At 62.7% G+C, this 14,413-nt stretch carries 13 protein-coding genes; 5 read left to right on the top strand and 8 right to left on the bottom strand.

Annotation, left to right across the window (positions count from 1 at the left end; translation table 11 throughout):
* The first annotated feature begins 10 nt into the window (after nucleotides 1-10).
* The gene (gene hutG / locus HHL24_RS32455; RefSeq protein WP_169489393.1) at nucleotides 11-832 is read left to right on the top strand and encodes an N-formylglutamate deformylase; all 822 of its coding nucleotides are present in this window, start codon (nucleotides 11-13) and stop codon (nucleotides 830-832) included.
* 292 nt (nucleotides 833-1,124) lie between these two features.
* Here hutG and HHL24_RS32450 read toward each other — a convergent pair whose 3' ends face one another.
* The gene (locus tag HHL24_RS32450; protein ID WP_169489392.1) at nucleotides 1,125-1,262 is read right to left on the bottom strand and encodes a hypothetical protein; all 138 of its coding nucleotides are present in this window, start codon (nucleotides 1,260-1,262) and stop codon (nucleotides 1,125-1,127) included.
* A gap of 316 nt (nucleotides 1,263-1,578) precedes the next feature.
* On the opposite strand from HHL24_RS32450, the gene HHL24_RS32445 reads away from it, so the two are divergent.
* The 3 genes from HHL24_RS32445 to HHL24_RS32435 are packed head-to-tail and all read left to right on the top strand — an operon-like array spanning nucleotide 1,579 to nucleotide 4,376.
* The gene (locus tag HHL24_RS32445) at nucleotides 1,579-2,244 is read left to right on the top strand and encodes a hypothetical protein (protein ID WP_169489391.1); all 666 of its coding nucleotides are present in this window, start codon (nucleotides 1,579-1,581) and stop codon (nucleotides 2,242-2,244) included.
* Nucleotides 2,244-2,402: a hypothetical protein gene (locus tag HHL24_RS32440; RefSeq protein WP_169489390.1), complete on the top strand. Its 159-nt coding sequence runs from the start codon at nucleotides 2,244-2,246 to the stop codon at nucleotides 2,400-2,402. The genes HHL24_RS32445 and HHL24_RS32440 overlap by 1 nt, the downstream gene beginning before the upstream one ends.
* A gap of 6 nt (nucleotides 2,403-2,408) precedes the next feature.
* Nucleotides 2,409-4,376 carry a DUF3857 domain-containing transglutaminase family protein gene (locus tag HHL24_RS32435; RefSeq protein ID WP_230417650.1) on the top strand — a complete coding sequence of 656 codons (1,968 nt, stop codon included), beginning with the start codon at nucleotides 2,409-2,411 and terminating at the stop codon, nucleotides 4,374-4,376.
* Between the two features lie 112 nt (nucleotides 4,377-4,488).
* On the opposite strand, the gene HHL24_RS32430 is transcribed toward HHL24_RS32435, so the two are convergent.
* The 5 genes from HHL24_RS32430 to glgC form a co-directional block, all read right to left on the bottom strand.
* On the bottom strand, nucleotides 4,489-5,640 hold the full coding sequence (locus HHL24_RS32430) for a branched-chain amino acid ABC transporter substrate-binding protein (protein WP_169489389.1): 1,152 nt from the start codon (nucleotides 5,638-5,640) through the stop codon (nucleotides 4,489-4,491).
* Nucleotides 5,641-6,215: 575 nt separating this feature from the next.
* The gene (locus tag HHL24_RS32425; protein WP_169489388.1) at nucleotides 6,216-6,677 is read right to left on the bottom strand and encodes a hypothetical protein; all 462 of its coding nucleotides are present in this window, start codon (nucleotides 6,675-6,677) and stop codon (nucleotides 6,216-6,218) included.
* A 283-nt stretch (nucleotides 6,678-6,960) separates the two neighbouring features.
* Nucleotides 6,961-7,827, bottom strand: a complete 867-nt coding sequence (gene pdxY, locus HHL24_RS32420) for a pyridoxal kinase PdxY (RefSeq protein WP_169489387.1) — start codon at nucleotides 7,825-7,827, stop codon at nucleotides 6,961-6,963.
* A 218-nt stretch (nucleotides 7,828-8,045) separates the two neighbouring features.
* On the bottom strand, nucleotides 8,046-9,506 hold the full coding sequence (gene glgA, locus HHL24_RS32415; RefSeq protein ID WP_169489386.1) for a glycogen synthase GlgA: 1,461 nt from the start codon (nucleotides 9,504-9,506) through the stop codon (nucleotides 8,046-8,048).
* Nucleotides 9,507-9,612: 106 nt separating this feature from the next.
* Nucleotides 9,613-10,878 carry a glucose-1-phosphate adenylyltransferase gene (gene glgC, locus HHL24_RS32410; protein WP_169489385.1) on the bottom strand — a complete coding sequence of 422 codons (1,266 nt, stop codon included), beginning with the start codon at nucleotides 10,876-10,878 and terminating at the stop codon, nucleotides 9,613-9,615.
* A 566-nt stretch (nucleotides 10,879-11,444) separates the two neighbouring features.
* Between glgC and HHL24_RS32405 the strand changes: the two genes are divergently transcribed.
* Nucleotides 11,445-12,599, top strand: coding sequence for an alpha/beta fold hydrolase (locus tag HHL24_RS32405; protein ID WP_169489384.1), 1,155 nt, complete (start codon nucleotides 11,445-11,447; stop codon nucleotides 12,597-12,599).
* A 268-nt stretch (nucleotides 12,600-12,867) separates the two neighbouring features.
* On the opposite strand, the gene HHL24_RS32400 is transcribed toward HHL24_RS32405, so the two are convergent.
* Both HHL24_RS32400 and HHL24_RS32395 read right to left on the bottom strand, forming a co-directional pair.
* A complete protein-coding gene (locus tag HHL24_RS32400; protein WP_169489383.1) occupies nucleotides 12,868-13,863 on the bottom strand; it encodes an LLM class flavin-dependent oxidoreductase in 996 nt (331 codons plus the stop codon).
* Nucleotides 13,864-14,162: 299 nt separating this feature from the next.
* Nucleotides 14,163-14,413 (bottom strand): IS66 family transposase (locus HHL24_RS32395; RefSeq protein ID WP_169489382.1); only part of this gene is annotated, 251 nt, incomplete at its 5' end.

The following is a 14,413-nucleotide window of genomic DNA, read 5'->3' as shown; positions in this document are numbered from 1 at the left end:
CCGGACTGACATGACTGCTTCGTCTACTGCAACTACTCCGCCGGTTTTATCGCTGCATCAGGGAAGCCTGCCGTTGCTGATTTCGATCCCGCATCTGGGCACGCAAATCCCCGCCGATATCGCCGCGACGATGACGCCGGTCGCGCAGCGCACCGACGACTGCGACTGGCACCTTGACCGTCTCTACGCGTTTGCGAGGCGCATGGGCGCGTCGATCCTGGCGCCGACCTACGCGCGTTATGTAATCGACCTGAACCGTCCGCCCGACGGCGCGAATCTGTATCCGGGGCAGGACACCACCGGTTTGCTGCCGGTCGATACCTTCGACAAGGAACCCTTGTATCTGGAAGGCCATCTGCCGACCGACGCCGAAGTCGCGCGCCGGCGCGATGCCTACTGGAAGCCCTATCACGATGCGCTGGCGGGCGAGCTCGCCGCGCTGAAGGCGAAGCACGGCAAGGTGCTGCTGTGGGAAGCGCATTCGATTCGCTCGCACGTGCCGCGTTTTTTCGAAGGACGTCTGCCGGATTTCAATTTCGGCACGTCGAACGGCGCCAGCGCGGTGGCCGGATTGGGCGAGGAATTGGCTGCTGTGGTCGAGCGGCATGGCGGTTATTCCGCCGTCTCCAATGGGCGCTTCAAGGGCGGGTATATCACGCGGCAGTACGGGCAGCCGTCGCAGGGTGTGCACGCGGTGCAGCTCGAGTTGTCGCAGATTACGTATATGGAAGAGCAGATGCCGTATGCGTATGACGAAAGGCTGGCGGTGAAGGTCGAGCCTTTGCTGGAAGAACTGGTGGCGACCGCGTTGGAGCGCGTCAAGGCGGGTTGACTGACTGGTCACGCGCGTCGAACCGGTCGGCGCCGCACTCGTTGCATTTCATCTAATCTTCCCTATGGCGTTCGTGGCGCTTCGCATTGCGCGAGGCCGCTGCGACGCTCTCTCACAGCGCAAAGGTGTAACAGCATGTGTCCGTGATTGCATGCTGCCGGTTTCGCGCAGAACTTATAGGGCGTTGAAGAACATGCCGGTACGCGCGCCCTGGCGGTCATAAAAAAGCCCCGCGTAAAGCGGGGCTCTTGGATACCACCTTCAGTTCACCCTCGCGGGCGAGACCTAGCCGTTAGTGGCAGCGGTTTTCCCAGTGATGGTGGACGCGCACTTTGTGGCATTCCTTGTGATGATGCTCGTAGGCTTGGGCGGGAGCGATCGCGCTCAGGGCGACTACGGCTGCTGCGAGGGCAAGAATGACTTTCTTCATTACAAAATCCTTAATCGACGTGATGGTGCTAAGGCTACAGCACGATGCGTGCCGCAACGGTGCGAAAGGATGCCACAGATCGCGCGCTCAGCACAGGAACACTGACCGAATGCATGGGTCAACTCAAAACGACGGGCTTCGTGGCGTTTTATCCCCGGGTGCCGGTACAGCGTAGCGTGTAATTTCGACACATCTGCAGCCGCCATATGTTCGCCCCGGGATTGCGCGCCACGCCGTGAAACAGCTACCCTTTCAAAACGATGACGCGGGCGAACGTGTCGTCCATACATCGGGCAAAAAGATGGAAGACCCAGCGATGGAAGATTCCGACGAATTGCTGCTCCCGGTCTGGCGAGCGAACCTGGTGCTGCTGACCCGCGAGGTCGGCGCGGCGACGCGTCTCGCGCGCATGATGACCTTTTCCGCCAGCTACCTGAAATTGATGTTGTCCGGCCAGCGCGAATTCAGCGAGGAGTTCGTGCGCGGTATCGAGGCGGTGACGGGCTTGCCGACTGGCTGGATGAACGTGTCGCATACCGAGCAGGACATACCGGCCAACGCGCGCGAGGCAATCGACAATGAACAGCCGCTAGCGCGGTTTCGTGGCACGGCGCATCCGGTGCGCAAGAAGTCGGTGCTGCGGCCGCCAGAGCCGATTTTCGGCCAGGCGGGCCCGGCCAAGCGCGTGGAAGAAGAGACGCTCGACGCCGAAGCGCATCGGCGTCAGGCGCACTTCCGCAAAGTGCGCGATCTGGCGATGCAGGACGTGCGGCGCTTCGAGCGGCACTTGAGTCATGCGCCGGTGGAGCTTGCGTCGATGCGATCCAAAGTGGAGGACGTGATCGCCGCCGCCGATCTCGACGACCCGATTCAGGCCGATCTGGTCGGCCGGCTCGAGCAGATCGAAAAGCATCGGCATTTACTGCTTAGGCACGTGGAGCGGTTGCAGGCTTTGCTCGGGCAAATCGGGGGAGGGGATTGATGCCGGCGTTGTCGCCGCTGATTGCGCGGGCCTGTGCCGTCGCCCTCGATGCTGGCGACGCGGTGTGGGACCAACTTGCTGTCGAACTGGCCGTCTCGCCGCTCAAGGCGGCGGACGCCTTGACGCGTGCGGAACCGCGCGCAAGCGCCGCGGCCTGATCGCGCATGACCCCGTGCGCTGCGTTCATGAAGATGGCCGTCGCGTTGGCGCTGGTTGCGTGCGCAACCGCCGCGCAGGCTGAGGGGAGTGCCGCGAGCGCTCCGGGCGCCTCCAGCACCTCCAACGTTTCCAGTGGCTCCAACGGCTCCAATGCCTCCAGCACCTCCAGCACCTCCAACGACGACCTTTCACCCTCGACAATGGAGCGTGACGTCCATCTCTTCGTGATCCAGAAAGACGGCTCCGTCGAAGAACACGACGACACGATCCTGCGGGCCAACACGACCAGCGGCGTCGACGATATCGCGCAACGCTATGTGTGGTTCAACAAGGACATCGAGCAGGTGCAATTGCTGGTCGCGGAAACAATCGACCCGAACGGCGTCGCGCATCCGGTCGGCCCCGAGGCGATCCGCGATGTACAGGAACCCCGCTCGGCGGGCGCGCCGAGTTTCGAAGACGGGGTATTGCGCACAGTAATTTTTCCGGGCGTCGAACCCGGTTCGCGCGTGCATCTGGCGTTTCGCAAAACCCGCACGAAGCCGCTGCAGGTGGGCACGTTCGCCTACCTGGTCGAACCGACGCGCGACCCCGTCGAGATGCAGCGTTTGATCTTCGACCTGCCCACTGACGTGCCGCTCTATGCCGATGCGCGCGGCTACGTCGCGCTGCCACCGGTCACGGCAAATGGCCGCACCCGCTATGAGTTCAACTACCGGCACGGACCGTATGCGCCGCTCGAAGCAGGCGCGGTGGGCTATACGAACTGGGGCGACCGGCTGATGGTGTCGACGGTGCCGGACTTCGCGAGTTTCGCCGCGCGTTACCGCGGCCCGGCTGCCGACGCGACGATGAGCGACCCGGCGATCGTCCAGCTCGCGCAGAGTCTGACCGGAGAGGCCAGCGACCCGCGCGCGAAAGCGCGGATACTGTACGACTGGATGCGTTTGAATATTCGCTACGTCGCGCTGTTTCTCGGCGAGACGGCGGCGATCCCGCATAAGGCGATCGACATTCTGCACAACCGCTATGGCGACTGCAAGGATCACGTCGCGTTGTACAGCGCGCTATTGGCGGCGGTCGGCATCCGCAGCGAGGCCGTGCTGCTCAATCTTGGGCCGTACTACAGCTTGCCTTCTGTGCCGGGGTATGGAGAAAGCGCGATCAATCATGCAATCGTCTGGATTCCTGATCTATCGTTATTTGCCGACACCACGGCAGGCGGCATGGGTTTTGGTTATCTGCCGCCGAGCGTGATGGACCGGCCCGTTTTGCTGGTCGACGAAGGCATGCTGGCGCGCACGCCGGCCACCCAGTTGCGCGAGCGCACGGCGCGCCTGCAGATCGACGTCGATGAGAGCGGGGCGGCGAACTACGCTTATCGCGTGGAAGATGCCGGCTATACCGCGGAGCTCGAACGCAATATGTTTCGACGCGCAACGCGGCAGCGTACGCAGCAGATCGCCGCGAATCGTCTGTTGCTGACCGGCTTGCATGGCACGGCGCACTTGCTTACCGGCGACGTGGCCGCTACAGACGGAGCGTTTTCCACGTCGATGCAGGGAATGGTCGAGCACTTTGTCTGGACCGACGGCACGACAGCCGTGGCGGCCCTGACGAGCTTGTCGGGCGGAATGGCGGGGCAGGTGCAGGCGTGGCTTGCGGAGCCTGCCAGGACGCAGCCGTGGGCTTGCATCGGCGGGGAATTCGACGAGACGCTGGAAATGACGCTGCCGAGGTTCGCCCGCGTGACAGATGTGCCGCCGGATGCCACGGTGAAGGATCGTTTCTTCGAGTTTTCTTCTCACTACGTGTTCGATCCTGCCGCGCGGGTCTTGCAGGTCAGGCGACATCTTCGAGCCGCGTTTGGGCATCAGATGTGCTCTGCCGATGAATTTGCGGGCGTGAAGGATGATCTTGTCCGGATCGAGCGGGATCTCGATGCCGAGGTGGTGGTCAAGACGATGAAGTAGAGGGTGTTAGCGCTCTGCAGCGCCTCGCGTCAGTCAGTGTGTGCGCCTGCTGCGATGCCTTTCCACCGCAACAGGCGCACACACTTATGCCGGCGCCAGAGGCAACAGGACCTTAACTGCCGCTCTTGGTGACAACTGGAACCCAATTCCCGCTCTTCACCTGGTAGAGCGTCGAAGCCCCGCTTTTCAGTGCGCCGGTGTTGTCAAAAGAAATCTTCCCGGTGACGCCGTCAAAATCAATCGTCTTGAGAACAGGTCGATAAACCGCCGGTGAGGTGGATTTAGCCTGCTGCATCGCCCTGATCGCGGCCCATGCCCCGTCATATCCAAACGGCGCGTACGACAGGATATCCACCCCGAAGCGCTTCTTGAACTTCGCGGAAAAATCCTTGCCGCCCGGCAACTGGGCCAACGGTCTGCCATATTCCCAGGCCATCACGCCTTCGGCCGGGTCGCCCGCGAGCTTGATGAAGTCCTGGTCCATCACGCCGCCACCACCCACCAGCTGCGCAGTCATCCCCAATTGTTTCATCCGCTTCGCGAAGCCCGCCGCCTGTGTATCCAGGCCGCCGAAGAAAATCAGATCCGCATTGGTCGCCTTGATCTTGGTGATCTGCGTGCTGAAGTCCACCGCGTGATTGTCGGTGTATTCGCGCGTCACGATGTTGCCGCCATGCGCCTTCACCGCCTTCTCGAACTCGTCGGCCTCGCCCTGGCCGAACGCGGTGCGGTCGTCGATGATCGCAATGCGTTTGGCCTTCGTCACCTCGACGGCGTAGACGCCCGCGTTGCCGGCGTTCTGAGCGTCGGTGGAAATCACCATGAAGGTGTTCGCAAAGCCTCGCCCGGTAATGATCGGATTGGTCGCGGCCGGATCGATCACCGGAATGCCGGCCTGCTCGTACACCTGCGAGGCAGGAATCGTCGTGCCCGAATTGAAGTGGCCCACGACCGCCGATACGCCCGCGTCGACCAGCTTCTGCGCGGCCTGCACGCCGACGCGCGGGTCGGCCTGATCGTCCTCGGAGACGATCTCGAATTGCGCGACCTTGTCGCCGATCTTGATCTTCTGCGCGTTGGCTTCTTCGATTGCAAGCCGGACACCGTTTTCCAGATCCTTCCCGTAGCCGGCGTTGGCGCCCGTCAGCGGCGCGGCGAAGCCGATCTTCACCGGCAGGTCGTCGGCGAAACTGGCGAGCGGCGCGATCGCGAAGGTAGCGCCAACAAACAGAGCAAGCGGTTTCAGCGTGTTGCGAAGACTCATGGTCTCTCTCTCCATCGACAGTTTCAGGTGTGAAAGCGGCAAGGCGGTAACGCTGGATCGACGCGCAAGCATGGGTTTGGCTTCCCATGGCGCGCGGCATCAAGGGTACGGATGATCGGTCGCCATTAACAATGCTGGAATACGCCCATAGAAAGTCCCCTTGGGGACCCCCGTAGGAAGTCCCCCGGCCCGAGGGAAGTCCCCTTGGGGGATTGGGGACGCGCAATGGCGTTCACATGCCGGTCATCTGGCGCGAATATAGAAAGCCAATTTGCCATCGTCTTGGCAGTTCGCGGCGCTTTGAATGAGCATTTCGGCATAGGGCGCGCAGCGCCTGGGCTGGCGGCCTGTCAGCGGCGGCGCGCGGGTGCGGATTGCGGCATATGCTTAAGAAAGCGGAATGGCAGATACGCCGTTGAAAAAGCCTTGCGATGCGACTCAGGGAAGCGGATCAGGAAGCCGGCGCGAGCGCGCCGGCGTTACTGCAGTTGCGCATCCGCGAAATACGGCCTGCGCGAATACGCTGATAAAAACGACCACTCAGCCGGACAAAAAAGCGGGCTAATGCAGCGCCCTCAGTGCTCGCCTTGCTGGCGCAGCAACTCTTCACGCAGACGCAGCAGCGGCGCCTTGGTTTCTTCGTCGGCCCAGGTGTCGAGGTCGTCGATCGCGCGCTGGCAGCCGTCGAGCACCAGGTCGAGGTCCACCGGCACGCCGTTGTTCAACGCGAATTCGATCGTCTCGGCGAACTGTTGGCACTCGTCCTCGCCGTACGAAATATCGAGGTTGTCGGCGATCACTTCGGCGATGTTGCTGCGTGCCTTGTCGTCGGGCGTCACCATGTCGACAATGCCGCGTGCCACCGCCGGCGAATAGTAAAGCGCGATGTCGAGCCACTGTGCGGGGTCGAAGTCGGCCTGGTCGAACTGGTTCTCGAAGTACTCGATTGCTTCCTGCTCGTGCGCTTCGTCCGCGTCGACGCTCATGCACAACTGCTCAAAAAATTCTTCCCGCTCGCTGCGGATGTAACCGTCCATCGATGCCTCGTTTGCTGAATGCCGGATGCTGAATGCCGGATGCCGGATGCCGGATGCCGGATGCCCGGACGCCGGACGCCCGACGCCCGGACGCCTGAAAAATGCGGTGCGGGCGGGGGAATGCCTCGCCCACGCGGCACGCATTATAGGACGCCCGGCTGACAAGCGCGGGTCACGTGGCCCGCGGGCAGATTGTGCTGTGCGGTCGGCGTACCCAAAGCAGCGCGTCTTCAGGCAGGCCGTGACGAGATCGCGCCGTGTAACCGCAGTTCTCTCTGCCGATCTACGCCGTCTCCGCCACCCAGGCGTCGAACCATTCCCGCGGCTGCGCGATTTCGTTCTGTGCGGCCACCAGTTCCAGTTCATAGCGCCCAGCCTGCCAAGTCGCTTTCACCACCGCGTTCACGGCGGCCAGCGTGTGCTCGAAGGCCGCGCGGATCGAATCGCCCAGCAGCGTGCGCGCGATAAACACCGCGCTCGTCAGATCGCCGACGCCCACCGGCTGCCGCGCGAACGGGTAGAGCGGACGCTGCCCCATCCAGGCCTCGCGCTCGGTGACGACCAGCATGTTGAAACGGTCGGCGGGGCTGTTGCGATCGAGCAGATGTTTGACCAGCATGAGCTTCGGCCCGCGGGCAATGACCTCGCGGCAGGCGGTCACGGCTTCCTCGAGCGTGTCGATTTCGCGGCCTACCAGCCGTTGCAACTCGGAATGGTTCGGCGCCATCGCGTCAGCGACCGTCGGCATGGTGCGGACAAGAAATTCCTGGATGCCCGGTTCGACCTTGCAGCCGCTCGCGGCGCCCATCACCGGATCGCAGAAGTACCACGCGCGCGGATTGGCGGCTTTCACGGCCTTGACGATCTCCAGCACCGATTGCGCTTGCTCGGGCGTGCCCAGATAGCCGGACAGCACGGCATCGCAGCGCGGCAGCATGCCGATCGCGCCGATCCCTTCGACGAGCTCTTCCATCTGCGAGGCCTCGATCGCCCCGCCGGTCCAATGGCCGTACTGCGTGTGGTTCGAGAACTGCACGGTATTGAGCGGCCAGACATTGACGCCGAGCCGGCGCATCGGAAACACGGCCGCGCTGTTACCGGCGTGTCCGAAGACGACATGTGACTGGATGCTCAGAACGTTTTTCGTCATGGTGTGGCCCGCGCAAGGGGTTATGCGCGATCAATGAGAACGGACGGATGGCCGCGATAACGAACCGGCCTTGGCCGGGCGCCTGATGCGGCGTGACTGTTTTCAGATAGTGCAAGAAAAATGCGCGATCTGCATAGTCAGGAAACAATACATGAGTTTGTCGCCCGCGAGTTGATCCGTCCCCGCGTTGTTGCGTCGAACCATCAAACGGGTGGGGATCAGGCGAGTTCGCGATACAGCGCCAGATAGCGCTCGGCCGAGGCGCCCCAGCCGAAATCCTGACGCATCGCGCGGCGTTGCGTGGCTTTCCACTCGGTGCGGCGTTCATGGAGCGCGAACGCGCGGCGGATCGCCGCGGCAAGGCCCTTCGGCTCGAATCGTTCGAACACGAAGCCGGTGGCGAGATCGTCGGCGAGATTTTCGAGCGACGCGTCGACCACCGTGTCCGCCAGGCCGCCGACGCAATGCACGAGCGGCAGCGACCCATAAGCCAGTGCATACAGTTGCGTCAGCCCGCAGGGTTCGAAGCGCGACGGCACCGCGATCACGTCGCTGCCCGCGACGATCGTGTGCGCGAGTGTTTCGTCGAAACCCAGTTCGACCGCCACGGATTCCGGATGCATGTGCGCGACGCGTTTCAAACCGTTCTCAAGCGCCGGGTCGCCGGTGCCGAACACCACCAGCTGGCCGCCGCGTTTGACAATTTCGGGGACCGTCTCGAGAAGCAGGTCGAGGCCTTTCTGTTCGGTCAGCCGGCTCACCACGCCGAATAGCAGTGCGTCGCTTTTCTGCGCGAGGCTGAAGCGCTTCTGCAACGCCTCCTTGCACGCCAGTTTGCCGGCCAGACGGGAGGCTGTGTAGTGATCTTCGAGCAGCGCGTCGGTGGCGGGATTCCACACCGCGTAATCGACACCGTTCAGAATGCCGCTCAGATCGTGCGAGCGATGGCGCAGCAATCCATCGAGGCCGCCGCCCTGGGCGAGTGTCTGGATTTCGCGGGCGTAGGTCGGGCTGACGGTGGTGATGCGGTCGCTGTAGTAGAGGCCTGCCTTGAGGAACGACAACTGCCCATAGAATTCGACGCCGTGCACGCTGAAGAAGTCATCCGGCAACCCCAACTGGCTGAACTGATGCGCCGGAAAGACACCCTGATACGCGAGGTTGTGCACCGTGAAGACGCTGCGCGCGAACGAGCGGCCGTGCTGCCGTTCAGCCGCCTTCAGATAGGCGGGCGCGAGTCCGGCATGCCAATCGTGTGCGTGGACGATCTGCGGCGCCCACGCCGGGTCGAGGTGCTGTGCCAGTTGGGCGGCGACCCAGCCGAGCAGGGCGAAGCGTTGCGCATTGTCGCCGTACGGTACGTGTTCGTCGTTGAGATAGGGATTGCCGGGCCGGTCGTACAGTGTGCCGGCGCGGATCACGTAGACGATCAGACCGTTCGACGGCAGCGTGCCCTGTTCGAGCGTGACGCCCGGCGAGTCGAAACGGCGGCCCAACTGCGCTACCGGCCGCAAGTCGGTCAAGCCGGCGACCACCGCCGGAAAGCCGGGCAGCAGCGCCCGCACATCGGCGCCGCGCTCGATCAGCGCGGGCGGCAACGCGCCCGCGACGTCGGCGAGACCGCCCGTTTTGAGGAGGGGATACAGTTCGCTTGCGACGTGCAGGGCGCGAATCGTCATAGGCTCGGTCTCGTTCCTGTTAATACGGGGTGTGCGCAAGGTCTACTTGCGCGGCAGGACGGGCGGCGGCTTCGCCAGCCCGTTCGTTTTGCCGTCCCGGCGAGGATCACGTCCCCTTCTGCCGCAGTGCTTCGGGCGTGACCAGCACGACGCCGTCGTCGGTGCGATAGAAGCGTTCGGCGTCGGCCACCGGATCTTCGCCGATCACCGTGCCGTCCGGAATGGTACAGCCGCGGTCTATCACCACTTTCTGCAGCCGGCAGCTCGCGCCGATGGTGACCTGCGGCAACAAGACTGCCTCATTGATATTACAGAACGAACTCACTTTCACGTTCGACGACAGCACCGAGCGCGAAATTTGCGACCCCGAGATCACGCAGCCGCCGCACACGATCAGATTGTTGCCGGAACCTTGCAGGCCCTTCATGTCGCGCACGAACTTGGCGGGCGGCAACTGCTCCTGATACGTCCAGATCGGCCAGTTGCGATCGTACAGGTCGAGCGTCGGGATGGTGGAGGCGAGGTCGAGGTTGGCTGCCCAGTAGGCGTCGATCGTGCCGACGTCGCGCCAGTATGGCTCTACGTTCGGGTCCGACGACACGCACGACATGCTGAAAGGATGAGCGATCGCGGTGCCTTGCGTGACGACCCGCGGCAGGATGTCTTTGCCGAAATCGTGATCGGTGTCGACGCTCGAGATGTTCTCTTCGAGCAGCGAATACAGGTAATCGGCGCTGAACACGTAGATGCCCATGCTGGCGAGCGCCGAATCAGGACGGCCCGGCATAGCGGGCGGATCGGCGGGTTTCTCGACGAAGCCAGTCACGCGGCGGTTTTCATCCACATGCATCACGCCGAAGGCCACGGCTTCCATGCGCGGCACCTCGATACAGCCGACCGTGCAATCCGCGCCGCTTTCCGCGTGATCCGCGATCATGCGCGTGTAGTCCATCTTGTAGATATGGTCGCCCGCCAGCACCACCACGTATTTCGGCCGGATCGAGCGGATGATGTCGAGATTCTGGAACACGGCGTCCGCTGTGCCGCGGTACCAGTGGGCGCCCTCCACACGCTGCTGCGCCGGCCACAGATCGATGAATTCGCCGAATTCGCCGCGCAGGAAGCCCCAGCCGCGCTGCAGGTGGCGCAAGAGCGAGTGCGCCTTGTATTGCGTGACCACCGCGATGCGGCGGATACCGGAGTTCAGACAATTGGAGAGCGCGAAGTCGATGATCCGGTATTTGCCGCCGAAGTGCACCGCCGGTTTGACGCGCTTGTTGGTGAGCGGCCCGAGCCGCGTGCCCCGTCCGCCCGCGAGGACGATGGCGAGGGTGGTGCGTTGCAGATCGTTCAGCCGTGCCGGAGTTTCCATGTCTGTCTCCTTTGTCGACCGGAATTAGCGCTTTGGCGCTTACTCCGGTCCCATGCAAGTTATTGCGGTCGGCCAGAGTGGGCGCTTTAGCTGTCGACCGGCGTTAGCGCATTAGCGCTTACTTCGGCCTCATGCAAAGCACTGACTCCGGTCCCATGCAAGATAGTTGCTGATTAGTATGCCCCGGATGGTCTTGTGCACTCGCTCCGCACGATTGATTCGTGCTGCCAGGCGGCTTTCGTCTTCGCGGGCCCGTCTGCTAGTTCTAGCACCGATTTGCCGCGGGCGAATAGTGTGAATTGTGCGGATGCAACTCGCGCGGCCGCCTTGCGAACGATCAACCCTTGCACCGTACTCATCCGTGCGCCACAACACATAGGGCGTAAGGCGAACCGTCGCAATATGCGTGCCACACCGGTCGACGCCGCCTTGAGCCTGCGCGCGCGGCAGCAGAGTCCGGCGGCGCGTCGTAGAATCGTCCGCTCTGAAAGGGGTGTGGGCGTTGGTTTGTCAGCGCGCGCGGCCCGCATGCTTCCCGCCGATTTCTCTTTGCAAGAAAACGATCGATGAATTTCCGCCGCCAGTCTTTGTTCGCCATCTTGAGCGCCTGCGTGCTAGCCGTTGCGCCCGGTGCTTTCGCCGTCACGCCGGTTAGCGCCGCCGTTGCGGGTAGTCCGGTGAGTCCGGCTAGTTCGGATCGTTCCGATCGTTCCATTATCCAGCCCGGTCCGGCGGCTGCCGGCGCCGCGCCGGTTGCAGCCGTCGACAATAGCGGTCCGGCGTACGGCCCCGAGTTGCAGGGCTTCAACTATCCGGCGCCGGTCGGGCAATACGACTTCACCTCGCAGGGCGTGGCGCTGCATATGGCGTACATGGATATCAAGCCGGAACACGCGAACGGTCGCACGGCCGTGTTGCTGCACGGCAAGAACTTTTGTGCGGCGACGTGGGAGGCGACCATTCATCGTCTGAGCGACGCCGGCTATCGGGTGATCGCGCCGGACCAGATCGGCTTTTGCAAATCGAGCAAGCCGGAGCACTATCAGTACAGTTTTCAGCAACTGGCGCGCAATACGCATGCGTTGCTCGCGTCGCTCGGCGTGACTGATGCGACTGTAATCGGCCATTCGACCGGCGGCATGCTCGCGATACGCTATGCGCTGATGTATCCGCATGAGACCCAGCAACTGGTGCTGGTCGATCCGATTGGCCTCGAGGACTGGAAGGCGAAGGGTGTCCCCTCCTTATCGGTCGACCAATGGTACGAGCGTGAGTTGAAGACGACTGCGGACGGCATTCGCCGCTACGAACAGGCGACCTATTACGCCGGCCAGTGGCGCGCGGACTATGAGCCGTGGGTACAGATGCTGGCGGGGATGTACCGCGGCCCCGGCAAACAGATCGTGGCGTGGAATTCCGCGTTGCTGTACGACATGATTTACACGCAGCCGGTGGTGTATGAGTTGGGCCACCTGAGCATGCCGACGCTGCTGCTGATCGGCCAGAAGGACACGACCGCGACTGGCAAGGACGCGGCGCCGCCCGAGGTGCGCGCGAAGATCGGCCATTACCCCGAACTGGGCAAGGCCGCCGCGAAGGCGATTCCGCACGCGACGCTCGTCGAATTCGCCGAATTGGGGCACGCGCCGCAGATGCAGGATCCGCAGGCGTTTCATAAGGCGCTGCTCGATGGCTTGGCGGCGGTGCCGTCTAATCGGTGAGGTTCAGCGCGCCGTTTGAGTTTTGGCCGAACTCCAAGCCAAGGCGTGGGCTTGAGTTGAAGCGTTTTGACCGAAGTCAGAACCAGGGTATGAGTTTGATTTGAAGCCCGGAATTTAGTTTGAACTCGCACGGCCTGACCGGGCGCGGTGAGGATTGCGGCGGGACAATCTGATGTTCGTGTACTAAGGGTAGCCAGCCGATCGGCGAAAAAAATAAGGGCGGCCCTTACTAATACAGGCCACGCTTTTCTGTTACTTGCCGGCGTCGCTACTTGCTGGCGCCCAACGCTTCGCGTACTTGCGCGCCGATTTCGAACGACCGCAGCCGCGCATTGTGATCGTAGATCTGCGCGGTCAGCATCAATTCATCCGCGCCGGTCTGATCGATGACAGACAGCAGTCCTTCGCGTACCACATCGCGATCGCCGATGACGGAGCACGCGAGCGAATGCGCGACGCCTTTTAACTCCATCTCCGACGCTTCGAGGCGCTCGACTGGCGGCTGCAGCTGACCGGGCGTGCCGCGCCGCAGATTGATGAACTGCTGCTGCAGCGAAGTGAACAGACGGCGCGCTTCGTCGTTGGTATCGGCGGCGAAAAGGTTGACGCCGACCATTGCGTAGGGCTTATCGAGCGTTGCCGACGGACGGAATTGTTCGCGATAGACCTTGAGCGCGGTGAACATATGATCGGGCGCAAAGTGCGACGCGAACGCGAACGGCAGACCGAGTGCCGCGGCCAGTTGCGCGCTGTATAGCGACGAGCCGAGCAGCCACAGCGGCACACGCAGACCTGCTCCGGGGACGGCGCGAATGCGCTGGCCTGGCACGGGGTCGGCGAAATAGCGTTGCAACTCGACGACGTCGTCGGGGAAGGACTCCGCACTATTTTGCAGATCGCGGCGCAGCGCGCGGGCGGTGCTTTGATCGGTGCCGGGTGCGCGGCCGAGGCCCAGGTCGATGCGGTCCGGATAGAGTGAGGCGAGGGTGCCGAACTGTTCCGCGATGACGAGCGGTGCGTGGTTCGGCAGCATGACCCCGCCGGAGCCGACGCGGATTGTCCTGGTGCCACCGGCGACGTGGCCGATCACCACCGCGGTGGCCGCGCTGGCGATGCCGGTCATGTTGTGGTGCTCCGCTAACCAGAAGCGGCGGTAGTGCCAGTTTTCCGCGTGCTGGGCGAGGTCGAGTGTGTTTCTGAACGCGTCCGCGGGGGTGGCACCTGCGGTGACCGGCGATAGGTCTAGGACCGAGAAGGGGATCATTTTCTGTTCATTTGCTGTTTCGGGCGCTTTCGCGCGGTGGGGCATTGTGGCAAAGGTTTTGTTTTTCTGCCGGTGGCTCGGCGATGTCCACGTTCGTGGAAGGGGGTTTGGTTGGTTGTTTGCCTGTGCGGTGTTTGTTTTTCTGTATGCCTGGGGTGTTGGGCTTTTCTTGATTTTTTCGCCTGCGCGGCGCTTTCTGTCTGTTTGCTTATGGCTTTGGCCTTTCCTTGAATTGTTAGTGGTCTATTAGTGTTCGCCCCTGTGCGGGGCAGGCACTTACTTTCTTTGCCGCCGCGTAACTATTCAGCAGCCGGAAGCGGCGAAACGACGAATCCGGCGAAGCCCAAAGCCAGCGCATCGATCAGCGAACGGTTCTGTTTGCGCAGACTGGCAAGGTAGGAGCGGATCGTGCAGAACGCTTCCATGCCTGATACCGCACGGAAACACCCTGAGATTTTCTGTTTGAGCTTGGGCATGCGGATATCGCGTTCGGCCTGGTTGTTGTCGAACGGTACCCGGTGATCGGCAATGAAGCGCCACACCTGGCTCG

It is taken from the genome of Paraburkholderia polaris (assembly GCF_012927345.1).
Classification (GTDB): Bacteria; Pseudomonadota; Gammaproteobacteria; order Burkholderiales; family Burkholderiaceae; genus Paraburkholderia; species Paraburkholderia polaris.
The sequence above is the reverse complement of the archived record's forward strand: the minus strand, read 5'-3'. Positions and strand labels throughout refer to the sequence as shown.

Coding starts and splice junctions, on each gene's coding strand:
- HHL24_RS32400 (WP_169489383.1), bottom strand. CDS start 13,863: ATGATCCCCTTCTCGGTCCTAGACCTATCGCCGGTCACCGCAGGTGCC.
- HHL24_RS32450 (WP_169489392.1), bottom strand. CDS start 1,262: ATGAAGAAAGTCATTCTTGCCCTCGCAGCAGCCGTAGTCGCCCTGAGC.
- HHL24_RS32440 (WP_169489390.1), top strand. CDS start 2,244: ATGCCGGCGTTGTCGCCGCTGATTGCGCGGGCCTGTGCCGTCGCCCTC.
- glgC (WP_169489385.1), bottom strand. CDS start 10,878: ATGGAAACTCCGGCACGGCTGAACGATCTGCAACGCACCACCCTCGCC.
- HHL24_RS32425 (WP_169489388.1), bottom strand. CDS start 6,677: ATGGACGGTTACATCCGCAGCGAGCGGGAAGAATTTTTTGAGCAGTTG.
- glgA (WP_169489386.1), bottom strand. CDS start 9,506: ATGACGATTCGCGCCCTGCACGTCGCAAGCGAACTGTATCCCCTCCTC.
- pdxY (WP_169489387.1), bottom strand. CDS start 7,827: ATGACGAAAAACGTTCTGAGCATCCAGTCACATGTCGTCTTCGGACAC.
- HHL24_RS32445 (WP_169489391.1), top strand. CDS start 1,579: ATGGAAGATTCCGACGAATTGCTGCTCCCGGTCTGGCGAGCGAACCTG.
- HHL24_RS32430 (WP_169489389.1), bottom strand. CDS start 5,640: ATGAGTCTTCGCAACACGCTGAAACCGCTTGCTCTGTTTGTTGGCGCT.
- HHL24_RS32405 (WP_169489384.1), top strand. CDS start 11,445: ATGAATTTCCGCCGCCAGTCTTTGTTCGCCATCTTGAGCGCCTGCGTG.
- hutG (WP_169489393.1), top strand. CDS start 11: ATGACTGCTTCGTCTACTGCAACTACTCCGCCGGTTTTATCGCTGCAT.
- HHL24_RS32435 (WP_230417650.1), top strand. CDS start 2,409: ATGACCCCGTGCGCTGCGTTCATGAAGATGGCCGTCGCGTTGGCGCTG.